The sequence below is a fragment of the Streptomyces sp. NPDC101151 genome (genome assembly GCF_044768335.1).
Lineage (GTDB): Bacteria > Actinomycetota > Actinomycetes > Streptomycetales > Streptomycetaceae > Streptomyces.
The window spans coordinates 60,298-81,944 of record NZ_JBIWPP010000035.1; the positions used below are offsets into that span (position 1 = coordinate 60,298).

The 21,647-nt window shown below is 67.2% G+C and carries 19 protein-coding genes and 3 pseudogenes; 8 read left to right on the forward strand and 14 right to left on the reverse strand.

Going from position 1 to position 21,647, the window contains the following annotated elements; translation table 11 throughout:
* The first annotated feature begins 8 nt into the window (after nucleotides 1–8).
* Both ACIRU3_RS38470 and ACIRU3_RS38475 read left to right on the forward strand, forming a co-directional pair.
* Nucleotides 9–524: a hypothetical protein gene (locus tag ACIRU3_RS38470; RefSeq protein WP_404066872.1), complete on the forward strand. Its 516-nt coding sequence runs from the start codon at nucleotides 9–11 to the stop codon at nucleotides 522–524.
* Nucleotides 521–1,025 (forward strand): annotated as a pseudogene (locus ACIRU3_RS38475) (NUDIX domain-containing protein); the annotation flags it as partial. The gene ACIRU3_RS38470 and the pseudogene ACIRU3_RS38475, both read left to right, overlap by 4 nt.
* A 238-nt stretch (nucleotides 1,026–1,263) precedes the next feature.
* Here ACIRU3_RS38475 and ACIRU3_RS38480 read toward each other — a convergent pair.
* The 8 genes and pseudogenes from ACIRU3_RS38480 to ACIRU3_RS38515 form a co-directional block, all read right to left on the reverse strand.
* Nucleotides 1,264–1,641 (reverse strand): toxin Doc, encoded by a 378-nt coding sequence (locus tag ACIRU3_RS38480; RefSeq protein ID WP_404066874.1) that lies wholly within the window; start codon nucleotides 1,639–1,641, stop codon nucleotides 1,264–1,266.
* Nucleotides 1,641–1,880, reverse strand: a complete 240-nt coding sequence (locus ACIRU3_RS38485; protein ID WP_404066877.1) for a hypothetical protein — start codon at nucleotides 1,878–1,880, stop codon at nucleotides 1,641–1,643. The genes ACIRU3_RS38480 and ACIRU3_RS38485 overlap by 1 nt, the downstream gene beginning before the upstream one ends.
* Nucleotides 1,881–2,053: 173 nt before the next feature.
* Entirely contained in the window at nucleotides 2,054–2,200 is a 147-nt protein-coding gene (locus ACIRU3_RS38490) for a hypothetical protein (RefSeq protein WP_404066880.1), read from the reverse strand.
* Between the two features lie 284 nt (nucleotides 2,201–2,484).
* A complete protein-coding gene (locus tag ACIRU3_RS38495) occupies nucleotides 2,485–3,705 on the reverse strand; it encodes an Ig-like domain-containing protein (protein ID WP_404066883.1) in 1,221 nt (406 codons plus the stop codon).
* Nucleotides 3,706–4,102: 397 nt separating this feature from the next.
* Nucleotides 4,103–4,517 (reverse strand): annotated as a pseudogene (locus ACIRU3_RS38500) (2Fe-2S iron-sulfur cluster-binding protein); the annotation flags it as partial.
* A 438-nt stretch (nucleotides 4,518–4,955) separates the two neighbouring features.
* Nucleotides 4,956–5,219, reverse strand: coding sequence for a hypothetical protein (locus ACIRU3_RS38505; protein ID WP_404066885.1), 264 nt, complete (start codon nucleotides 5,217–5,219; stop codon nucleotides 4,956–4,958).
* Nucleotides 5,220–5,351: 132 nt separating this feature from the next.
* Nucleotides 5,352–8,696: a helix-turn-helix domain-containing protein gene (locus ACIRU3_RS38510; protein WP_404066887.1), complete on the reverse strand. Its 3,345-nt coding sequence runs from the start codon at nucleotides 8,694–8,696 to the stop codon at nucleotides 5,352–5,354.
* Between the two features lie 321 nt (nucleotides 8,697–9,017).
* Nucleotides 9,018–9,821, reverse strand: a complete 804-nt coding sequence (locus ACIRU3_RS38515; protein ID WP_404066889.1) for a hypothetical protein — start codon at nucleotides 9,819–9,821, stop codon at nucleotides 9,018–9,020.
* Nucleotides 9,822–10,480: 659 nt separating this feature from the next.
* On the opposite strand from ACIRU3_RS38515, the gene ACIRU3_RS38520 reads away from it, so the two are divergent.
* The 5 genes from ACIRU3_RS38520 (at nucleotide 10,481) to ACIRU3_RS38540 (ending at nucleotide 17,528) form a co-directional block, all read left to right on the forward strand.
* Nucleotides 10,481–10,900, forward strand: coding sequence for a hypothetical protein (locus ACIRU3_RS38520; RefSeq protein WP_404066892.1), 420 nt, complete (start codon nucleotides 10,481–10,483; stop codon nucleotides 10,898–10,900).
* A gap of 119 nt (nucleotides 10,901–11,019) precedes the next feature.
* Nucleotides 11,020–11,475, forward strand: coding sequence for a hypothetical protein (locus ACIRU3_RS38525; RefSeq protein WP_404066895.1), 456 nt, complete (start codon nucleotides 11,020–11,022; stop codon nucleotides 11,473–11,475).
* A gap of 2,191 nt (nucleotides 11,476–13,666) precedes the next feature.
* Nucleotides 13,667–14,068: a hypothetical protein gene (locus tag ACIRU3_RS38530; protein WP_404066897.1), complete on the forward strand. Its 402-nt coding sequence runs from the start codon at nucleotides 13,667–13,669 to the stop codon at nucleotides 14,066–14,068.
* Nucleotides 14,065–16,185 carry a bifunctional polysaccharide deacetylase/glycosyltransferase family 2 protein gene (locus ACIRU3_RS38535; RefSeq protein ID WP_404066899.1) on the forward strand — a complete coding sequence of 707 codons (2,121 nt, stop codon included), beginning with the start codon at nucleotides 14,065–14,067 and terminating at the stop codon, nucleotides 16,183–16,185. The genes ACIRU3_RS38530 and ACIRU3_RS38535 overlap by 4 nt, the downstream gene beginning before the upstream one ends.
* Nucleotides 16,186–16,193: 8 nt before the next feature.
* Nucleotides 16,194–17,528: an LCP family protein gene (locus ACIRU3_RS38540; RefSeq protein WP_404066920.1), complete on the forward strand. Its 1,335-nt coding sequence runs from the start codon at nucleotides 16,194–16,196 to the stop codon at nucleotides 17,526–17,528.
* A 587-nt stretch (nucleotides 17,529–18,115) separates the two neighbouring features.
* Here the strand turns inward: ACIRU3_RS38540 and ACIRU3_RS38545 are convergent.
* Entirely contained in the window at nucleotides 18,116–18,265 is a 150-nt protein-coding gene (locus ACIRU3_RS38545) for a hypothetical protein (RefSeq protein WP_404066902.1), read from the reverse strand.
* Between the two features lie 396 nt (nucleotides 18,266–18,661).
* On the opposite strand from ACIRU3_RS38545, the gene ACIRU3_RS38550 reads away from it, so the two are divergent.
* Nucleotides 18,662–18,874, forward strand: coding sequence for a transposase (locus tag ACIRU3_RS38550; protein ID WP_404066904.1), 213 nt, complete (start codon nucleotides 18,662–18,664; stop codon nucleotides 18,872–18,874).
* Nucleotides 18,875–18,886: 12 nt separating this feature from the next.
* Here ACIRU3_RS38550 and ACIRU3_RS38555 read toward each other — a convergent pair whose 3' ends face one another.
* From ACIRU3_RS38555 to ACIRU3_RS38575, 5 genes and pseudogenes are all read right to left on the reverse strand, one after another.
* Nucleotides 18,887–19,318 (reverse strand): subtilase-type protease inhibitor, encoded by a 432-nt coding sequence (locus tag ACIRU3_RS38555; protein ID WP_404066906.1) that lies wholly within the window; start codon nucleotides 19,316–19,318, stop codon nucleotides 18,887–18,889.
* 371 nt (nucleotides 19,319–19,689) lie between these two features.
* A complete protein-coding gene (locus ACIRU3_RS38560) occupies nucleotides 19,690–20,091 on the reverse strand; it encodes an ectoine synthase (protein ID WP_404066908.1) in 402 nt (133 codons plus the stop codon).
* Between the two features lie 31 nt (nucleotides 20,092–20,122).
* Nucleotides 20,123–20,527 (reverse strand): peptide ligase PGM1-related protein, encoded by a 405-nt coding sequence (locus tag ACIRU3_RS38565; protein ID WP_404066911.1) that lies wholly within the window; start codon nucleotides 20,525–20,527, stop codon nucleotides 20,123–20,125.
* On the reverse strand, nucleotides 20,470–21,210 hold the full coding sequence (locus ACIRU3_RS38570; RefSeq protein ID WP_404066913.1) for a MaoC family dehydratase: 741 nt from the start codon (nucleotides 21,208–21,210) through the stop codon (nucleotides 20,470–20,472). Before ACIRU3_RS38570 ends, ACIRU3_RS38565 begins: the two co-directional genes overlap by 58 nt.
* Nucleotides 21,200–21,647 (reverse strand): annotated as a pseudogene (locus ACIRU3_RS38575) (hypothetical protein); the annotation flags it as partial. The pseudogene ACIRU3_RS38575 and the gene ACIRU3_RS38570, both read right to left, overlap by 11 nt.

Genomic DNA, 21,647 nt, shown 5'->3' on the forward strand with positions numbered 1-21,647 from the left:
TGCACACCATGCAGGCGCGTACGCTCGCGGTCGCCGCTCAGCGGACCCCGGCCGCTCAGGCTCTGCAGGCCGCGCGCCACGACCTGGAGGCGTCGGCCGCTGCTGATCACCCGTGGCTGAGCCCGTTGGACGCTGCCGCATTGGCCAGCGGGTCCGCGCCGATCCTGCGCGACCTGGAGGAGTACGACCAGGCGCTGACGCACGCCGAACAAGCGGTTGCGCTACGGGAGGCGGGGCGGGCGCGGTCGCTGGCCCTGAGCCGGATCAGCCTGGTGGACATCCACGTGCGGCGCGGGGACCTGGACGCCGCCGTGCACGTCGGACACGACCTGCTGAGCACGAGCCCGACCCTGGGTTCGGTCCGGGTGGTGCAGCAGTTCGACGGGTTGCGCCGGCTGCTGGAGCCGCACCGGGGGTACCTGCCGGTCCGGGAGTACCTGACGCGGTTCGATGATGCACGCCGCGTGAGCATGCTCCTGTTGGCCGATCTGATCCCGCCGCACCCGGGAGGCATCACCGCATGAGGCGCACCGCAGCAGACCCCGCCGACACCGACGCCTGGAACGCCTACCTTGCCGAGGGCAACGCCAAGCAGGCCCGCAAGCGTAGTGGCCGATGTGCTGCTACGGGATCTGTCCGGCCGCGTGCTCCTGGTGAACCCCACCTACAAACCGGGGTGGGACCTTCCCGGCGGGATGGCGGAGGCCAACGAGCCGCCGGAGGACACCGTACGCCGGGAGCTGATGGAAGAACTCGGCCTACACGTCACCCTGCTGAGGCTGCTGGTGGTGGACTGGATCGTCCCGCACGGCCCCTGGGACGACCAGATCGCGTTCATCTTCGACGGCGGCACCCTTGACCAGGCCGACCGGGTACAGCCACGAGACGGCGAGCTGTCCGAAGCCGCGTTCGTGACGGCCGCCGACGCTGCCGGTCGCGTTCAGGATCGGATCCGGCGCCGGTTCGAGCACGCCCTGAAGGCACTGGACGCGGGACGACCGCTGTACCTCCGGGACGGCGCACCCGTCATGTGGCCGGAGCGCCCCACGGCCCGCACCGCATGGGCATGGGCATCGGTTGCTCCCGTGTATGGCTCGGCGGCTGAGGACGGTGAAGTCCAAGACACCAGCGACTGCCAGGTGTCACAGTGACGGACATCCCAGCCCGCGGGCCGCCGCGGTCAGCCGGGGGATTGGGGGGCCATGGTTCATGCGGTGGCCCGGGTACGGCCGACAGCGCCCGGCTCGCGGCCTGGCGCCTGGATCAGAGGCGCCAGGAGCGCAGGGTGTCGGCGACGGCGTAGATGCTCAGGCGGGTGTCTCGGACTTTGCGGACGAGGTCGGAGAGTGCGCCGTGGGGCGGGTCGATGCCTTCGCCGGACTGGTCCATGTACTGGGCGGCGATGAAGGCGGCGAAGAGGCCGTTGCGGTGGGGGAGTGGCTCGAGGCGCGCGATCGTGTGCAGGAGCGCAGCAGCGCGCCAGGCGGTGTCCGGGTCGGACGTCTCGAGCGTCGGCATCCGGGTCTTGTGCCGGGCCACGGCAGCCACCAGTGCCGAGTAGTCGGTGACCGTCACGTCCTCATGCCCGAGGGCGGCTTCCTGGACGTCGAGCAGCCAGGAGACGTCGATGTGCAGGATCATCAGGCAGCCGCTGCCCCGTTGCCGCGCGGGGAGGGGGGAATCTCTTCGGGGAACGCTTCGTCGAACTCGCCGCGCAGCTTGTCGGCCCAGGCGGTGGCGCCGGCGACGAACCGCTTGCGGTGCATCTCGCGTACCCCGAGGTCGTGCAGGTACTGCTTGAGGCTCTTGCCCTCTGCCGCGGCGGCGGCGCGGACGCCTTCCATTTCCTCGTCGGAGAAGGACACGTTCAGTGATGGCATCTTCCGATGGTACCTAGTTGGTACCACGCAGCTCAAGGCCGGTCAGCGCGATCGGGGCAGGGAGGCCATCACTGGTGCTCTGATCGTGCAGAGCGGGCATCGGGGGCAGTGGCCCGGGGTGAGAATGGCGCCGAGGTGGGGTGACGCGCTTCCACCGCTCTGGTCGCGTCACCTCACCTGCTGGCAGCGGGCCTGCCGACGAGGGAGTTGCGCGCGCAGTGGGTGGGCACGTTCGGGCTGATGGGCCGGTGCTTCGCGTTGTTCCCGCTGGACTTGGATTCCGCGAGGACCTGGGCGTGCGCCTTGTCGGTCTTCTTCATGGTGAACGGTGTGTGGGGCCGCCACCTGCTTGAAGTCCGGTTGCCCGAACACCAGCGGGATGTGGTCCATGACGGACCGGATCATCGCGGCGCAGACGTACGGGTCGCCCGCGATGCAGGCGTCGTTCAAGCCCTGACACAGGGCGATCATCCTGTGGTGTCGGGGCTCCCCGGGGCGAGGGTTGTTCGAGCGCTCTGACGCCGCAGGCGGCGGCCGACACAATGTCGGCCGCCGCCTGGCGGAAGGGGCTGATTCAGGTTCGTGTGCGTGCAGTGGTGTGGTGTCAGCTGGTCGCGCTGCCCGAGACCCACTCGCTCCACGGCATGTTCCAGTCGCTGAGGCCGTTGCTCGGGGCCAGCGCGGTCTTGTCCGCGGAGTTCTTGACGATGACGACGTCACCGATCATCGAGTGGTCGAAGAACCACGCCGCGGGCTGCCTGCCGTCGCCGCCGTCCCTGACGTCCTTCAGGCCCACGCAGCCGTGGCTGGTGTTGACCTTGCCGAAGACCGAGTCGGCACCCCAGTAGTTGCCGTGGATGAACGTGCCCGAGCCGGTCAGGCGCATGGCGTGCGGTACGGCCTTGATGTCGTACGAGGGCTTGCCGTCCTTCTCCGTGAGGCCGACGCTCGCACCGTTCATATGGATCTGCCTGAACTTCTCGGAGATCACCATCTGACCGTTGTACGTCGGGTGCTCGGGGCTGCCGGACGAGATCGGGATGGTCTTGATCGTCTTGCCGTCCCGTACGACGGTCATCTGCTTCGTCTTTGCGTCGACGGTGCTGATCTGGCTCCGGCCGATCTTGAACGTGACCGTCTTCTGGATGCCGTGGCGGTTGAGCGTGACGGTGACGGTGGAGCCGGGCTCCCAGTAGTTCTCGGGGCGGAAGTCCAGGCGGTGGTCGTTGAACCAGTGACCGACGACCCGCTGGCCGCTGCTGGAGCTGACCTGGATCTCCGACTCCACGGCGGCCTTGTCGCTGGTCGCCTTGTCGAAGTTGACCGTCACCGGCATGCCCACGCCGACGGTCGAGCCGTCCTCGGGGGAGAGGTGCCCGATGAAGTCGTTGGCCGGGGAGATCGTGGTGATCGTGGCGTTCCCGGTGACGGAGCGGTTCTTGGCGTCCTCGGCCTCTGCGGCGACCTGATACGTGGTGGCCCGCTCCAGCGGGCCGGTCGTCTTCCAGGACGTGCCGTCCGCGGACAGGGTGCCCGGAATCTCGGCACCGGTGGCGACGGCGATCATGGTCACCTTGGTGAGCTTGCCGTTGCTGACGGTGACCTTGACGGGGTCGTTGATGCCGACGCCGTAGGCACCTGGCCCGGGCGTGATCTTTATTTGGGCGTCGGAAGTCTCCTGTGCGCCCGCATGATCTCCCTGCGCCTGCGCCTGCGCCTGCGATTTCGGCTGGTTCCCGGTGCCGTTGCCGCTGGTGGCAGCGTTGCTGATACCGCCGAGGGCCGTGAGTGCAAGTGCGCCGCCGAGTACGCCGGCCGTAGCCATGAGCCCGGTGTGTCGCTTACGTACCGCGATCAAACGCTTCTCCCATGCCACTGGTCATTGAACCCCTGGAGCTGGTTACCGAAGGAAGGTAACCGGCTGCAAAGAACCACCTTTACGTATTCATCGCCCCTAAGGGGCAAATTGTGGCGAATTCCACGCGCAGCGAGAGCGTTGCCGAGGCTCTGCTCGACGGCCGGACGGCGCGCAGTCGATCTGCTCTCGCCGATCGGTGCAGGCCATGGCAGGGACGCTGCGACGGGCGTGGTGCCGTTCACCGGCGCCGGTGGACTTCGAAAAGCAAGAAACCCCTGATGAACAGGGATTTCTACCGGTGTCCGGCTGCCACACCGTCGACGCCCCCGGCGATGTCGACACGAGGGCGCGGCGCTTCTCCGCAGCTGTCGAAGTCGACGGTCAGGGTGTCGGAGACGGGGTAGGCCCGGCAGGTGGCCGTGGCCGGCATCGACCTCGGCGGGTGCCGGCGCGTAGTTGCGCCGCATGTCCGCCTTGCTCTCGGTGATGTGGGCGCGGCAGGTGCCGTAGACGCCGCCCTTGCAGGCGAAGGTCAGGTCGGGGTGGACCCGGGAGCCGGAGTCGAGGACGGTGGCCTCGCGGGAGAGCCCGGAGGTGGTGGACCGGCCGTCCAGGACGACGGTCACCTCGCTGACTGGACCGGCGGTGCCGGGTTCCTCGTGGCGGACGGTGGCGACGGGCTCGTCCCCGGCGAAGAAGAGTTCCTGGTGGATCCGGTCGCCGGGCACGCCCAGCCCGACCAGCACCCGCTGGGCGTCGAGGACCATGCCGTTCGGGCCGGGTGCCGCTCAGCGCTCCCGGAGCGCGGGCCGGATGGCGGCGACGTGGGGCTGGAGGAAGGCGCGCACCCGCTGTTCGGCAGCGTCCACGTCACGCGCCATGCCTTCCCGCCAGGTCATCGGCCGCCCGGGCCGGTCTGGGTCGGGCCCGTGGTCGGGCGTGAGGGTGCCTCCCGCTGCTGCTGACGGCGTCCACGGCTGGTCAGCCGGTCACAGGGTCAGGCTCGCCCTCCGTCTGGTGCTCCGTGCACGCGTCCGCAGCAAAGCCGTCCTGATCACCCCCACAGGCACCGGAACCGGACGCGTCGCCGCCCAGGCCATCGCCTCCGCCCGCCTCGCCCCCTGATCGCCGAAGCCGCCCGCCGCGGACTGCATCTCGCCTTCACCGTCCGCCTCGCCAAGACCGGATACCTCCACCCCTCGGGCAGCCGCACCGACTCACCCGGCATCCGCCGCAACGTCATCCAACGCGCCGACCACACCGAAGAACGCTCCTGCGGATCCGCCCAGGCCGGCGGCTTCGACGCCGCCGACTTCGCCCGCCGCGTGGACGCCGCCGGCGGCGACGTCACCGCGGCCGTGCACCAGTGGCTCGTGGAAACCGGACGCATCCGCCCGGACGCCCACATCGTTCACCTCGACGAAGTACGCACATGGCAGCAGCGCCGCACGGGCGCCTGAGCGCCGTGTGTCGCCCGGCATGGCGGGCGCGTCGCACCGGCCATGCCGGGCCCTTGAGAGCACAGTGGGTCTTCGCTGGAACGCAGGGCTCACCCTGGTGGGGAGAGCGCCACTCTTTCGGTCGGTCAGGGATGATCGGCGGGGCCAGCGGCATCAGAAGGCGGAGCAGATCTTCTGGTAGGGGACGTATTTCACGTAGTGGTCCCATTCGGTCTTGGTCAGGTCTCGGCCGGCCTGGGCGCAGATCGCTGCGGCGAGGGCTCTCGGATGCGCCTGCGCGGGGATGGTCCATTGCTGGACCTTCCCGTCCTGTCCGATGGCCAGGAGCCCGTGGTTGTCGGGGCTGAAGACGACGCGGCTGATGCCGTCGGTGCTGGCGATGAGCGTGCGGGTCTGCCGCAGGGTTGTCGTGTCCCAGAGACGGAGGGTGTTGTCCGACGCGGCGGTGGCCAGGGTCTGCCCGTCCCCGCTGAAAGCCACGCCTTGGACGGGCCCGGTGTGGCCGGCCAGCACAGCTTGTGCGCGGGGCTCGGCGAGGTCGGAGATGTCCCACAGGCGAATGGTGTTGTCGGAGCTGGCGCTGGCCAGTGTGCGCCCGTTGGGACTGAACGCCAAGCTGTTGACGGCTGCGGCGTGGCCGGTCAGCAGAGCAGCCTTGCGCGGTCTGGGCTGCTGCTCGGAAAGCTCCCAGAGCTGGACGGTGTGGTGGGAAGTGGCGGTGGCCAGTGTGCGCCCGCTGGGGCTGAAGACCAACGCAGTGATCTTGGCCCCCTCGTTCGACACGGCCACCCGGCTGAGAATGTGCGGAGAACTGCGAGACATGTCCAAGATCCACATGTACTTGTCGTCAGTGACGGCCAGGAGCCGACCGTCCGGACTGAACGCCATGTCCTGGAGGCTGAGGGAGGCCAGTCCGACGCTGCGCTGCACTTTCGTGGCTGCTACGTCGATCACCGTGATGATGCGGTCGGTGGCGACGACGAGAGTGCGGCCGTCCGGGCTGAACGTCATCTGCTGAACCCTGTCCGGAGCGCTGAGTGGGGGCTGTGCCCGGGGATGCTTCGGCTGAGTGATGTCCCACAGGCGTATCTCCTTGTCTTTGCCGGCGGTGGCCAGTGTGTGGCCGTCCGGGCTCAACGCGATGGCTGCGGTGTCGGCGTCTGCGGTGAAGACGGAGGCGTCGATGACGCCTCCGCGCTCGGTAGCCGCCGCGATCATGCTGTTGCGTGCCTCCGTAGTCTGCGCAATGCGCCAGCCGGCCACGGACAACAGCCCAGCGAGCGTGGGATTGCCGGAGACGGTCTGGCTTTCAGTAACGATCTGGTGGGATACCGCGTACTTGCGCTGCGCTTCTGCCGTGTCTCTCGACGACAAGGCCACGTAAGTGGTCCAGGAGGAGATGACCAGCAGCACGACAAGGGCGGTCATCATGGCTGTGGTCGTTCGCACTCGGCGCCGGGCCACCCGCTGGTCGCGCGCAGTGTGGGCCAGGGACGCGTTCAGGAAGGAACGCTCTGTGGCCGACAGGAGTGTCCAGTCCAGTCCATCCACGACCGCATCCAGGCGCACGCCCCGGTACAGGAACGCCGGTTCTTCACCGTTGCTTGCCCACTCCTGCGCCGCCTCGGCAAGGTGCGCGAGCAGCCCGATCTGAACCCTGCTGCTCTCCAGCCATGCGTTCAGGCGAGGCCACGAACGAAGCAGCGTCTCATGACTGATCTCGGCGCTCTCGTTGCTCACGGAGACAAGCCGGCAATCGGTCAGTGCTGCCAGCGCTGCGCTGACGTCCTCAGCGCGCTGGCCGCTGTCCAGCTCCGACAGGTGCGTCCGGCGGCGGGTGATGGCGCCCTCACGAGGGATGGTCACCATCCGGCGCAAGATCGTCATGGCTGCGTTCTGCTGGCTGGGCGTCAGTTTTTCGTACGCGGCCTCGGCGCTGGCTGCGATGCTGCGGGCAATCCCGCCGATCGCGGCGTAGGCGCGGTGGGTCAGCCTTCCGTCTTCGCGGTGCTGCCAGGTCTGGAGCAGGGCATGCGAGAGCAGGGGCAGCACAGCCGGCTCGAAGCCGCTGCTGGTCTCGGTCGAGCGCAGGTCGGCCAGGATGTTGTCGACCAGTCCCTCTTCGATGAGAAGACCGGCCGTCGCAGCAGGGCCCGTGATGGTGGAGCGCAGTTCGGACTCGGTCAGGGGGCCCACGACGAACGTGCCGGTCTGAAGGACGCGGGCCAGCGCCGCATGCGACGCACAGTGCCCGAAGAAGTCGCCCCTCACGCCCAGGATCACGACAGCCGGCGCAGGAGTGTTGCTGTCACCGGTCATCGCCGCCAGAGCGCTGATGAAGGCCTCCCGCTGGACACGGTCCGGGCAGGAGCTGAACACCTCCTCGAACTGGTCCACCACCACCACAAGGCGATGGGGCCGCAGGGCCGGCGCGGTGCCCGGGGCTTCCGCGTGAACTTCCAGGACCTGCTGGGCGATCAACCGCGCACGGTCAGGCTGCGTCAGCTGCCCCAGGACTTCAGACTCATCGGCTCCAGCCAGAGCCGCAAGGGCGCAAGCCAGTTGCTGTAAGGGAGCCGCGCCCGGCGCCATCACCAGGTGCGGCCAGTGCTGCGAGCCCGGCCCAAGAGCCCCCTTGGCCAGCGCGGGAAGCAAACCCGCCCGCAACAGTGAGGACTTGCCAGCCCCCGACGGCCCGGTCACCACCAGCATTCCGGTGCCGTCCACCGTTTGAGCGACCCGCGTCACGAGCTCGGCTGTCGCCTGCTCGCGACCGAAGAAGAGGGCGGCATGCTCGGGGCCGAAAGACCCAAGACCCTGATAGGGGCACGTACCCGACCAGCGCGGGTCTTCCGGTTCGCTCTGCCGTTGCGCGTGATACGCCACCCGCGCCCACGCCACATGCCAGTCGTCCAGCTCAGGCCCGGCTACCTCGCACGCCGCCAAGAACGCGTCAACGAACTCGAGAGGAGGCAGCCGTTCGCTCCGGCCGAGAGCGTCGGACAGAGTACTGCGCCGCAGAGCATGCCCATGGCGCTGCGCCGCGGCTTCGAGATCGCGCAGGGACGGATTGCCTGCCCGCTGCCGCAGGGACCTCAAAGCCGCGTGAAAGTCCCCTACGGAAACCATCGAACCCAGCGGCGGCGCGTCCTCGGCCGATGAATCCCTGCCGGCCGTATCCATGGCCTGGACGGGAGGCGCAGACGGGATGGGACGTGGCGCCCTTCGGATCTCGTCTGTTTGGCCGGCCACCTCCTCCCAGCGAGTCTGCCACTCATTCAGGTCACCACCGCAGGCCCGGACGAAGGCAGCCGTGACCTCCCAGGTCGGCAGCTTCTGCCCGTTGGCGGCCTGCGACAGCGCGCTGGCCGATGTATGGGCCTGCTGGGCGAGCTCACGGTAGGTCAGACCGGCGTGCTTGCGCAGCCGACGCAGGCCCGCCGCAAAATCTGCGAGGGGGCCTGCGTGCGGATCCAGCGGATTCTCAGGACGGGGCACGGACCGCTCCCGCCTTGCCGGACTGGCCGGCTCAGGCGGACCGCGGGCTGCAACCCCGGCCCAGCCGCCGGCTGAGGTCCTCAGCGAGGAGACCGCATGCGGCAATCGCACTGATCGCTGCGCTCACCTCATACCCGCCGTGCACCAGTGTGATGAACACGGCCAGCACTACAACGAGCACGATCATGCGCACGTGCACGCCGGGTGTGCGGGTGTTTCCAGAGCCCTTGGATCGGGACATGGCAGGAACGACCTCCTGGATGACTGCTGGTCCAATGTCGCTCAACTCACAGACAGCGGGGCCTGGTTGCCCCCAGACCGTCACCTCGAGCGACTGGCTCCATGGTGGAGCTGGGCGGAGGCGGCGTCGACACGAAACCGGGAAAACGACACTCCTGGGCGGACTTCGTGAACAACACACCAGAGCGGCCTCAGCGGGCCATGGCCCCGGACACGCGGGTGAACAACTCCGCCGCTTCGGCCGCAACGGTCCGGACAGCCTCGGTGCACTGCCGTGAACAACTGCACATGTGACCAGGTCAAGGCCTGTGCGGCATTGTTCACGTGTCCGGCTTGATCAAAGGCTGTCCGCTGGTCTTGGCAACTCAGGCACGGGCCGGGAGGGTAGTCGATACAGCGTCTGTGTTCCTGGAAGACCACTGCTGGTCCAGGACGTTCGCTTTCAAGATCTCCCGTTGCCCCGGGAGATCTTGGCGTTCCCTCTGAAGGCCGTATCTGCATCGGCTGGAGCGCGACCCGTTGGGGCTTGCGGAGCCGTACCCTCTGCCGGATTCCCTTGAGTTCCTCCAGGGAGAGTCCGGCAAAGGTGCGTTCAGCCTCGGTCACGATCGTCTTGGCGATGATGTGGCTGGTGTTCTTGACGTGCCGCTGTTCGCGGCGGGAGCGCTCCTTCAGCCTGCGCTTGGCTGACTTGGTGCGCTTCTTCTGGAGCTTGACCCGCAGGGCAAGCTGCCGCTTGCGGTACCGGTTCAGGCTGCGCCCGGCGGGCTGGTAGCTGGTGGATGTGGTGGCGATGTTGACGATGCCGAGATCCACGCCGATGAATCCGTCCGGCTCGTACGGTGCGGCCTCGGGCACCTCGCACACGGCGATCAGGTAGAACACGCCGCCGCGCTCGATCAGGTCGGACTCACCCTTGCGGTAATGCCGGAGCGCCGTGAGGGCCTGCGGCGGGCATGCGAACCGCAGGCCCTTGATACGGCCTGCGGTGTTGCCGCGAGTGATCTTGAGGGCGATGCCACAGCAGCCCGCTACCGCTCAACCTGAGATCAAAATGAGTCATGTGTGATCACATGTCGTACTCGATGACGCAGGGGCAGTACGGACGCTGGCCTATTTGCGAGTACCCGTAGCGATCCCACTGGCAGTCGGCGCTGGATGCGCATCCTCGCAGCTCGGGAGGCATTCCCAGCAGTAAAGCCCCCGGGTGCGGGCCCGCTGATCCGTTGTCACCGCCGATCGGCGGCCGGTTGTTGGGGGTCACTGACCGGCGAGGGGTATCAGCATCCCCACGCGGAACCGTTTGCTCCGATTTCGGCAGCCTCGAGCCGCCCACACCTCTCGGATCCTCTCCCTTCGCACCCTCCTGGCCAGATCCTGCGGGTGGAACTGGCGCACGGTCAGCAAGTCGCGGCATGGTGAGGGAGGCGGAAGATCATCGGATCGGTCATCAAATATCCGAAGATCCTTCGTTGAATCACGTAAAACCTCGGAAGATTTCCCGCTCAACGGATGAGGTTCTCGTGCGTCCCACCTACAAGATCATGACCACCCTTGCCGCCGCAGCAGCCATCGGCACACCCGGCCTCCAGACCGCTCAAGCGGCCCCCATCGGCGAACAGTCGTGCGCCGTTCAGCCGACGCAAACCCACACCACCGACGATCACTACGCCCTGACCAACATCCGCGCCAACTACCGGTCGGATGCGCCCAAGACCAACGCCTTCGCCTTTTATACGCTCCTTGACGAGCCCCAGGACTGCACCGACGGAGAATTCTTCGTCATCGACCTCCTCACCGGGCGCATCATGCCGATGACCAGCGGGCTGACGAGCGTCCAGGACTGGCACGACGTTTCCTTCACCCTGCCGTCCGGTCAACACTTCGTGCAGGTCATGCACGGTGACCCGCACAACCCCTCGGACGCCACCTTCATCGGCTCCGTCAGCAAGCTGCTCCCCTAGCTCGGTCCCTGATCCCGAGCGTCCTGAAGTCCCCCTCCCGGCTAGCCGGCAGCTCCACACGCGCTTCCCGGGGAGGCACATAACCCAACCATTCTCGCTCTCACAGAAAGTGACTGAAAATGACCCTTACCAAGCGCTCCACCATGGCGGCTGTTGCTGCTGCATTCGTCATCGCAGGTATCTCCGCTCCGGCAGCCCTCGCCACTCCGAACACCGCCCACGCTCCCGTCCCCGCAGGCGCTGCCCGCACCATGATGGGGGCGGAACTCGACAATCTTCGCTGGACGCCCATGCGCAACATGAGTGGCGGAATCACCTGGATGCTCTCTGTCAGCAGCGACCCGAACGTCGAGCCTGGCGGGGTCTACTTCCTCTACAACCCCGATACCTCGTCCGTTTCCGGTTCCTTCTCCGTCGGCGACGACGTCCAGGTCCCCACGGTGCACGACTGGCGTGCCGCCATCTTTGCTCCCACTCTGGACGTCCGCCGCACCGAAGTGCGTTACGGCAGCCTCCAGGACCCCGGCTCCGCCCAGGTCATCGCCAGCGTCACCAATGGCTGGATCAGCCAGTAACCTCACACGCCACGGCCCGGACGGGCACGGCGCGGACTTCCGCGCCGTCCCGACGGACATCTGGCTTGGTGCATCTGGCGTCTCCTGACCGCCTGGACCAATATCAGGCATCGCCCTCGCGATCGCCGCATTCGCAGCTCTTTCCGGTTACCGCCATCCGCACCGTTGGAGCAGCCGAGGAGCCTGTCGTTCTGAGCTCCAGTAGGAACCGACTTGCGTCTGAGAAACAAACCGTCGATGACTCGGGCGCCAAAGTTGATAAGACAGCAGAAAATTCTGAAATCCACCTGCGGGTTTCGTCAATTCATGAGAGAAGGGATTGAGTCACGTGAGGATTCGTCAAGCAGTCACGATAGTCGCCGGAATCGGTGTGCTCGGACTCGCTGCAACTCCGGCTGTGGCACATGATTTCACCACCTCCCTCAAATCTTCTCACTTTCGACTGCAGTACGATCAGGAGTTCACGGCGCAGGCAAGCGATCCCGTCGCGGCTCTGGCAAGGGCGCGCCAGCAGATGGAAGATTCCGTGGAAAGCGGCCTGTTCAGCGAATGCACCGAATTGGACAGTGCTGCAGGTTGGATAAAGATTCCCGGTAGGCATGCAAGTGGGACAGCGACTGTTTATGCGTATTGCCGACTGGCATAGAACAGCATGCGACCTCTCGGTTTTGATCTCTCGGTTTGGGACAGCGGAGAGTGTGTCGATGCTGGTCGCTGGTGGTTTATGGGCGCGGGGCCACACTCCTGGACGTGAGATCGGGGACTGTGAAAAGAAACGGTCCAACTCCGATCATGGAGGATTGCACCTGTTTGACCAGTGGGAACATAGCCGAGCCGTCCGAGGTAGGGGACGCTGACTCGGTCGATGACCGGTTCCTGAACGAGCATGTGGCCGGGCTCAGGCCGAGGGCCTGCAGCCGATGGGTGAGGGCAGGTAGCTCCAGCAGCTGACGAAGCGACTGCTGGAATCCGCCTCGCCCGGATGAAAGCCGCCCTCCCGTACCGGCGCACCGTGCAGTCCGAGTTCGAGGAGAGCCTCGGCGTGGACAAGGCAACCCAGCTCCCAGGGCTTCGCCGTTCTCGCGATCGGCGCGGAATGATCACGTGAGTCCGAGGGCGGCCGGCGGCCGGGTCATGTCCCTCCCGTAATGACGCAGGCCCTCGGCGATGTTGTCCCACCCGGCCAGGCGGAGCGTCCCGATGGCCAGATTCCGTAGGGAGGCCATCGCCCGCGGCGCACCGCCGGTTCGCACCCGCGAAACGTCCTCCCCGAACGTCACATCCCTGACATGGTGCTCACGATTCTCAATAGCCCAGTGCTCGCGAACGTGTTCCGCCAGGTCAGCAGCGTTCGCCTGGTGCGCCGTCAGACTGGTGATCGCGTAGACGCCGTTCGACCCGGGTCAACGACGCAGTCCAAAAGCAGAAGCGCTTCTGTCAGCCAGATGCCTTCTGAGAGGTCGTTTCTGACACCGCACCCTGCGCATGCCGTCATACAGACCTGTTGCTGAATGTGCCCGTTCGGGCAGCCGAGTTCAGTCCGGCCGCGGCCGCCCTCAACACGCGCGGTGTCACATGCGATGGGCGACCGCAGCACATCCGAGCGCGGACACGTCGTCAAAAGCCTGCTTGGCGCCGAGGTAGTGGCTGACCTGGGGCGTCGTGATCTCGAAGTCTCTTGACGCTAGCGCCTGCCGGCGGGAACTGTCCGGCCGCCCTTGCGGTGGTTGCAGCCGGCAAGGGGCGAGGGGCGAAGACGGGGGTACAGCAGTTCAGCGTGGGGCAGGAGGCGTGGTGGAAATTCACCGCAGGGACGGCCTGTTGCGTCACCCGGGCGCCCGAGTAGGGTCCGGGGGGCTGCGTGATCGCTGACGGCTGCATCTCTGGCCTCCCGGCCCTTGTGAGGCATGCGTACGTGGCCTTCCCGGCGAAGCCCGGGAAGGGCGCGGGGGCATGCGCGCGTACGGGAAATTCCTCGTACGCGCCTGGCACCGGGATGCGGCTCCGACGTCTCAGGCAGCAGTACAGCGGGTCCCCGGCCCCGTACCCCCACATACACAAAGAGCCGCGCGTGCGCGGCCTCAGACCAGGAGCACCGGTGCAGGGCATCCCCCACATAGCCAGCACACCGCACGACGGGCGATTGTCGTCCTCACCCCCTGCCCGCAGGGCGCAGCACACGCAGCGGGACATGACGCAGCGCGTGCCGCACCGGGGAGCGGTGCCTCGCGCGAGCCCGGAGGCACGGCGTCGCCAGGCCGCCGCCTCCCAACTCCCCGTCTTCATCGACCAGTCGGGCTGGCGAAGGCGGACGCTGCAAGGCGTGGCGCTGGCCGTGGGCTGCGCCTGCCTCGGGTACTTGCTGTTCGTCGGCATGCTGATCAGTGGACTCCGGCAGCCCGTCGGCACTCATCCGCCGAGTACGAGCGGGCGGGCGCCTTCCGGCCCGGACAGCGGCAAGTCGCCGCACGGCCCCGGCACACCGGCCCGAGCCGCCGCCTCCCGGCCGCCGGCCGGTGTCCAGGCGGACCGCGGCGACCATCGCCCGACGGCCGGCAGATCCGCCCCGTCGGCCGGGGGCCTTGAGCAGTGAGCCGGCAGGCCGATGTCCGACGCCCGCCGCGCGGACACTGGCTCGTCCTCCTGCTGGCCCTCCTGGTGGTCGCCGTCACCCTCCTCTTCGAGGGCTGGACGACCCACCAAGTCGACGCCGCGCGCGCCAAGCCGCCGTGCACCCAGCCGATCCCGCGCGAGGCGGACGACGGGAAGCCGCTGCTGCGGTTCGGTCCGACGGGGGTCGCCACCGCGGCCATGCCGCCGGGGACCGTCGCGCTCACCTTCGACGGCGGGCCCGACCCGGTGTGGACGCCGCGCCTGCTCGACCTGCTACGCAGGCACCACGCGCGGGCGACCTTCTTCGTCTACGGGAAGGACGCGGCCCGGCACCCGAAGCTGATGCGGCGGATTCTGCGCGAGGGCCACGAGATCGGCTCGTACACCTACAGCGGCGGCGACCTCGGTGTCGCCTCGCCGCTGCGCGCGCGGCTGGAACTGTCGCTCACTCAGACCGCTCTCGCGGGTGCGGCCGGCATCAACACCACCCTGCTGCGGCTGCCGCACACCACGGCCGCGGACACGCTCTGCGGCGCCGAATGGACGGCCGCGAAGCGCGCGGCGGCGCAGGGGTACCTGGTGGTCGCCTCGGACCACAAGGCTCGCAAGCCGTGGCGGGGAGTGGTGACGCAGCACAGCCAGACCGACCTGGGTTACCACGAGGCCGAGGATCTCCTGCGGGACCGCCGGGTGAAACGGTTCACCACCGTCAGCGGCGGGCTGGAACGTCCTTCCTTCCTCGACGAGGTCCCCCTCGCCCAGGAGATCAAAGGCGAGGGCCTGATCTGGTCGCAGCGGCTCGGGCATGCCTTCCTCACCGTGATGGTGTGGACGCTGACCCTCACGGGCGCGCTCGGCGTCCTGCGGATGCTCCTGTTCGCGATGTTCGCCCGGCTCCACGTGCGCAGGCTGCACCGGTACCGGCCCGGCACACCACGGCTGCGCGAGGTGCGGGACCCGGTGACGGTCCTGGTACCCGCGTACAACGAGGAGGCAGGCATCGCCTCCACCGTGTACTCGCTGCTCGCTTCCACCTACCCGCACGTGCAGATCATCGTGATCGACGACGGCTCGAGCGACGCCACCGCCGACATCGCCGAGAACATCGACGACCCGCGGGTGATGGTGATCCGGCAGCCCAACGGAGGCAAGCCCAGCGCTCTCAACACCGGCCTGGCCCACGCCCGGCACGACATCGTCGTCATGGTGGATGCAGACACCATCTTCGAACCCGAGGCGCTGGCCCGACTGGTCCAGCCGCTCGCCCATCCGGCGGTAGGTGCGGTCAGCGGCAACACCAAGGTCGGCAACCGGCGCCGCCTGCTGGGCAAGTGGCAGCACCTGGAGTACGTTCTCGGCTTCAACCTCGACCGGCGGATGTTCGAGGTCCTGGAGTGCATGCCGACGGTGCCGGGGGCGATCGGCGCCTTCCGCAGGGACGCGCTGATGGGCGTCGGCGGCGTCAGTGACGAGACCCTGGCCGAGGACACCGACCTCACGATGGCGCTCTGGCGGGCCGGATGGCGCGTCGTCTACGAGGAATCGGCGGTCGCCTGGACCGAAGTGCCCAGCACCGTGGGGCAGTTGTGGCGCCAGCGCTACCGCTGGTGCTACGGCACCCTCCAGTCGATGTGGAAGCACCGTCACGCGGTGACGGAGGTCGGCCCTGCCGGACGCTTTGGCCGTCGCGTGCTGCTCTACGTCACGCTGTTCCAGATCGTGCTGCCGCTGTGCGCACCGGTCGTGGACATGTTCGCCCTGTTCGGGGCGCTGTTCCGTGACCCCGTGGAGGCCACCCTCGTCTGGTTCGGGTTCCTTGCCGTGCAGTTGGTCACCGCCGCGTACGCGCTGCGGCTGGACCGCGAACGGCTGCACGTGCTGTGGGTGCTGCCGCTCCAGCAGTTCGTCTACCGGCAGTTGATGTATGCGGTGGTCATCCATTCCGTGACCACGGCGCTGCTCGGCACCCGCCTGAAGTGGCACAGCATGCAGCGCACCGGAACCGCCGACCCGTATCTGCTCCAGGCTCCGCCCGAAGAGGGGTCCGGGGATCCGCTCGACGAGCCGCCCCCGCGAAGGGGCCTGTCGCCGAATTGACCAAGGGAGTGACCATGACAGACCCGCTTGACCAGCGGGCCGGACGCAGCATACCCACGGGGGAGCACGGCTGGAACGGCGACGCCGGGAGCCGTCCCGTGCGCCGGGAGCCGGTGCGGGTGAGCGGCGAACTATGGCGCGCGGAGCCGCGGGCCGGCCGGAGGCCGTACGTCGAACCGGAGCCATACGTCGAACCGGAGCCATACGCCGAACCGGAGCCATACGCCGAGCTGGTTCCGTGCGCCGGCCAGGGCTCGTACACGGCACCGGAAGCCTCCGCCATGCGGGGGCGGTTCGCCCAACGCCCCAGCTCCCGCTACGGGCCCCGGCGCGCCCACGCTCGGCAGCCGAAGAAGCGCAGGAGACTGCGGCGGGTGGTACTCGCCCTGCTGGCCGTTGTGGTCGTCGCGGCAGGCGGCACGTACGGCTGGGCTGAGACACAGCTCCAGCGTGACGTCGACCTCGGAGCGTACGGGGACCGCCCGCCGCCCGGCGAGGGCACCAACTACCTCATCGTGGGCTCGGACAGCCGCGACGGGCTCTCCCCGGACGACGTGAAGGACCTGCACGCCGGTGGGGGCGGCGGGCGACGCACCGACTCGATGATGCTGCTGCACACGGGTGCCCACGGCACCAGCCTGGTCAGCCTGCCGCGCGACTCCTGGATCACCGTGCCCGGCCGCCTCGACACCTCGACGGGCAAGACCAAGCAGCCCGAGGGGGACAAACTGAACGCCGCTTTCTCCTACGGCGGCCCCGAACTGCTGGTGCACACCGTCGAGAAGAACACCGAACTGCGCATCGACCACTATGCGGAGATCGGCTTCGCCGGGTTCGTGAACATCGTCAACGCCATCGGCGGCGTTCGGATGTGCCTGGACCGGGACATCAAGGACAAGAAGTCAGGCGCCGACCTGCGCAAGGGCTGTCACACCCTGAACGGCAAGCAGGCGCTCGCCTTCGTCCGCCAGCGGCACCAGGAGAAAGAGGGCGATCTGGGCCGGTCGAGGAACCAGCAAAAGTTCCTGTCGACCCTCGCCCACCAGGCCGCCCGGCCCGGCACCCTCTTCGACCCGCGGGAGATCGGTCCAGCCCTACAGGCCGGGCTCGATACGCTCATCGTCGACAAGGACATGAGCCTGCGCGATCTCGGCAGGATGTTCCGCGCCGTGCAGAGCGTTTCGGGCGGGCACGGCAAGCAGATCAACGTGCCGGTCTCCGGCTTCGGCGTCCCCACGCCCAAGGGCAACGTACTGAAGTGGGACGCCAAGAACTCGGCCCGGCTCTTCGACGATCTGCGGCACGACCGGCCGGTGAAGGAGACGGGGAAGGCGTCCCGATAGCAGGACGACTCGCACGCCATCAGCTCGCAGAATCCGTCAAGGTCCGGGCTGCTGGCCGAGCTCGAAGTTCGGGGAAGGCGGGAACGCCATGGCCCCATAGAGCCAGTCATAGCCCGGACCACGGCCGCTGCTCGCCGCCCCTCAGCGGCACCCACACAGCGTCGGTGGGCCCGTGGAGTTCGATGTCTTCGAGGACCGCCGCCCCTCAGCGGCACCTCGCGTGCCAGGTCAGCCACGAGTGAATGGTGGGCGACCATGACTTTGAGGTCGCTGATCCGGTTGTTCATGCGGCCGCCCTTCTGCGCACGGTGGGCACCTCACCGGTGATCCTGCCGGACACCGACCTGCTCACCTGGGGGCCGGCGATGGGCATCGACGAGGCCGCCGCCCGCGCAGGCGCCTCCCGGCTGCTGGAGCAAGCGCTGGACTCTGCGCGGCACCCTGACGGACCTGCTGAGCGTGGCGCCCGAGGCGCCCGCCGACACGGCCGAACCTCTGCGGCGGCTGCCTGGAGTCGGTCGGCGACGGGGTGACCTGACCCAGGCAGGCCGCCTGCCGCGGGCTCTGGTGATCGAGGCCGCCGAGCGCTACGACTGGTATCTGCCCGGCAGGGTGCCCGCACCGAGTACGGCGTCGCCCGCCTCGCCGAAGCCCACGACCTTGCCCGCACGGCGCGGTCGGTCGCCAAGCGGCACCGCCAACTCGCCCTGATAGCCCGCGGCCGACGGGAAGCTCACGCTCGACGGCCTCACCAGTGCTGTGCACACCCTGGCGGCCGCCGAGGCGTTCACCTTGCCGACGGCACCGTGCCGCGTCCCGACGACACCCGCCACTTCATGTGGCAGTGGCTGCGTCCCGGCGAGGCCCTCGGCCTTCTCGCGTACCGGGATCGCCGCTGCTCCACCCTCTCCCTCACCCCACCGGCCGAGCCGCCGCCCTCACCGCGCTCCGAGCGCATACCCACGCTCTGCGGACCGCGCCCTGGGTGTGATCCTCCCGCTGCCACGGCTGCGATCAGGCAGCTACCCGCTCGGCCTCTCCACCCGTCGGGTGGAAAAAGCTCGCGGAATTCCTCGGCGTGACCCGGCTGTCGAAGTCCAAGGTCAGCGAGATGACTCGGACGCTGGACGAGCGTGGCCGAGTTCCGGGGCAGACCACTGGGTACCGGCCCGTACACGTTCGTCTGGGCCGACGCGCTCACCCAGAAGGTCCGCGAGGGCGGCCGGGTCGTGTGCGAGCCCACTGTGTTGGCTGTTGCCTACTCGTGGCGTGACATCGCAAGGACCCGCAGTGGGGCCTGGCACTCCCTGGCTGCGGGCCCTTTCCAGGGCGCAGACGGACCGTAGGATCCGGATCCGTCAGAAGTCGAAGACCCTGGTTTGCGAGGCGTTCTTCATGCACTCGTTGGGGAAGGTGTGCTCGTAGGAGACGCGCTTCCCCTGCCAGACGCCCTGCGCGGTGACGACGACGGGCTTCCAGATTTTGGTACACCAGACGTTGCCGCTGGCCGGCAGTGCGCTGAAGTCACCCTTGGCAATGTTCAGTTCGGCGCAGGCATCGGCTGCTGCGGGATGGGTGCCAGACGGTGCCGGGGCGCAGTTGAGCGTGACGGCGCGCTGCGGGGTGGCAGTGTCCGCGTTGGCGCCGTGGCCCACAGTGAGCACCAGGACCGAGGGGGCGTACAACGAGTTCGGTGTGGCTGGGGCGGCGAGGGCCTGACCTGCCAGGGGTGTGCCCAGGGCGGTGGCTGTCAGACCTAGGATCGCTGCCCAGCGAGCGGTGTTCCGCATGGTGTGCTTCCTTCCGCTTGATTCAAGGGTGGTCGGCTCGGCTCAGTCATGGCCGGTCCCTGCGGAAGTCTGCCGAGTCTGTCGCTGCAACTCACAATTGACCCGTGGGTTTCAGAAAGTTTGCATTCTGAACGAGTGGCGTGAAATTGTTCATTTGGAGCGGTCCAGTGTGAATCTATGCATTTATCCCGGTGTTCGAATCGGCCGAGTGGCTTGATTGTGCAGCCTTGTTCATCGGCCTGAACCATGCTGCTTGCGCTCTTCGCCCAGGCCGGGTGGCCACGCCGGGATCCACCCCACTTCCGGCCCCACTGCGATCTCGGGCGGGTTGGACGCTGTTGCATGTCGCGGGTATGCAGCGCGCCACCCTGTCAGGGTGTGGCTTCGTATGCTGAGTAGTCGTCATGTGCGAGGACGTGCGTTTCGTCTCCGTGGAGGGCCGGCGTGAAGACGCATATCAGTCGTAGGTCGTGATCAGAAGCAGCGATCAAGGTATGAGCATCGTGCTCGTCCAGGGCGTACATCGTGTCGGGAGTGATGTCGTACCGTTCGCCGGCAGAGCTGAGAATAGATCCACTCCCAGATATGCAATAACAGGCTTCAAGGTGTTGTGTGTATTGGAGACGGGATAGGGTTCCCCGGCGGACGGTGGTGTCCGTAACGGTGAAGCCCATGTTGTCCGAATTGGTGAGCAAGCGTCGGCTCGTACCATTTCCCCATGCGATCTCGCGGCTGTCTTGAAGGCGACGTACGATCATTATGATGTATTTCATTGATTCGCTTGGTTCGGGTCTGAAGGGTGAGTTATAGCTGGGCGTGAGAGGGAAACAGGTGGTGCAGTTGTTCTTGCATTTTTTCGGCACCGTTTAGATCGGGGGCCACCACACAGTAAATAACAGTCGCTCCCTCTTCGACGAGGTCGGCCACGAGAATCACCCCAGTTCCGGTTTCAGGTTCATACGCGAGACCTGACTCTTGTAGCTGATCGGTGGCCTGCTCGAAGGATGGCACAGGCAAATGGAAATGCTCGAAGAAGACTCGTCGCTCCCTGAGTTCTGCGCTGAGGAGCCTGGTTCGGAAGACGTCGAGAATATGAGTGGCGCCGGTGATGCGTCCGTTCGTTTCGCAGAAGAAGATGTCCCGGTCTGGCGTCAGATAGGCGTCGTCGCGATGATCCCTCGGTATCCCATGGCCTGGAAGGGTGCACACAGCCGCCGTCCTTCCTCGTGGAGTCGCTTTCGTTCTTCGTCGGTGAGCCCTATGGCGGGTACGATCTGGCCGGCGAACACCGGTTCCATAAGCATCTGGCCGTCACCGAGGAGCCTGATGTTGGATGCGTCGACCTCGTATTCGGCATAAAGAGGGACGGAGTTTGGGGTGTACTGCTCGATGACGACCGAGTAGCGTCCATCATCAGTGAGCCAAGACCAGCGATCTGCCACGTATGCCTCGATGTGTGCATGTTGTTCGAGCACAACGGTATGCTGTGCACCGGCGGGCTGGATGCCGGACGCCGTTATCTCCGTCTTCGCGTAGAGCGTGTCACCGGCGAACACTGGACTCGGAAGGCGGATGTTTTCCCATCCCAGGTTCGCAATGGCGTTACCGCTGATGCTTCGAGCGGCCATTCCGGAGACGATGCTCAGAGTGACCAGGCTCGATACAAGTGGTCGTCCCCACTGAGTCTGCGCGCAGTAGGCGGCGTCAAGATGGAGCGGAGAATCGTTCATGGACAGTGAACTCATCGACACGTTGTCCATCTCAGTCACTGTCCGCCCGGGCCGATGCTCGATTATTTCTCCCACCGCGAATTCGTCGTAATATCTGCCGACTCGTTCCCTGAAGTGGTGGGGGGAGACTTGTTCGTAACCCGAAGGGAGGTCAGCTCGCATTTCGACCCCTGTCGTCTTGGCAAGTTGCAGCGTTTTGAATGACAGCGATGAACTCCTCGATTGCCTGCCGGGGAAGCCCCACAGTGGCGATGTCCCTGCGCCGGTCCACCGCATACGCCACGCCCGCCACGCCCAGGCCGAGGACAGCCAGCACCGCCCCGGCAACCGCGGGCGACGTGGCCCCGAAGCCCGCGACCAGCGCCAGCCCCCCGATCCAGGCGCCACCGGCATTCGCGAGGTTGAACGCCGCCTGGTTGGCGGAGGAGGCGAGCGAAGGGGCGGCCGCGGCCTTCTCCATGACCATCAGCTGCAGCGGGCAGCCGGTGGCGAACGCCGCCATGGCGAGCAGCGCCACCGCCAGGGCCGCGCTCCACTCGGCGCGCATCAGGACCGGGAAGAGCAGCAGTACGGCAACCAGCGAGGCGAGGCCGCCGAAC

Excerpts from the sequence above, each read along its gene's own strand:
- ACIRU3_RS38485 (WP_404066877.1), bottom strand. The coding sequence starts at position 1,880 with ATGCCATCACTGAACGTGTCCTTCTCCGACGAGGAAATGGAAGGCGTC.
- ACIRU3_RS38495 (WP_404066883.1), bottom strand. The coding sequence starts at position 3,705 with ATGGCTACGGCCGGCGTACTCGGCGGCGCACTTGCACTCACGGCCCTC.
- ACIRU3_RS38560 (WP_404066908.1), bottom strand. The coding sequence starts at position 20,091 with ATGAAATACATCATAATGATCGTACGTCGCCTTCAAGACAGCCGCGAG.
- ACIRU3_RS38555 (WP_404066906.1), bottom strand. The coding sequence starts at position 19,318 with ATGCGGAACACCGCTCGCTGGGCAGCGATCCTAGGTCTGACAGCCACC.
- ACIRU3_RS38505 (WP_404066885.1), bottom strand. The coding sequence starts at position 5,219 with ATGCCGGGCGACACACGGCGCTCAGGCGCCCGTGCGGCGCTGCTGCCA.
- ACIRU3_RS38470 (WP_404066872.1), top strand. The coding sequence starts at position 9 with ATGCAGGCGCGTACGCTCGCGGTCGCCGCTCAGCGGACCCCGGCCGCT.
- ACIRU3_RS38570 (WP_404066913.1), bottom strand. The coding sequence starts at position 21,210 with ATGCGAGCTGACCTCCCTTCGGGTTACGAACAAGTCTCCCCCCACCAC.
- ACIRU3_RS38525 (WP_404066895.1), top strand. The coding sequence starts at position 11,020 with ATGACCCTTACCAAGCGCTCCACCATGGCGGCTGTTGCTGCTGCATTC.
- ACIRU3_RS38490 (WP_404066880.1), bottom strand. The coding sequence starts at position 2,200 with ATGAAGAAGACCGACAAGGCGCACGCCCAGGTCCTCGCGGAATCCAAG.
- ACIRU3_RS38520 (WP_404066892.1), top strand. The coding sequence starts at position 10,481 with ATGACCACCCTTGCCGCCGCAGCAGCCATCGGCACACCCGGCCTCCAG.
- ACIRU3_RS38480 (WP_404066874.1), bottom strand. The coding sequence starts at position 1,641 with ATGATCCTGCACATCGACGTCTCCTGGCTGCTCGACGTCCAGGAAGCC.
- ACIRU3_RS38530 (WP_404066897.1), top strand. The coding sequence starts at position 13,667 with ATGACGCAGCGCGTGCCGCACCGGGGAGCGGTGCCTCGCGCGAGCCCG.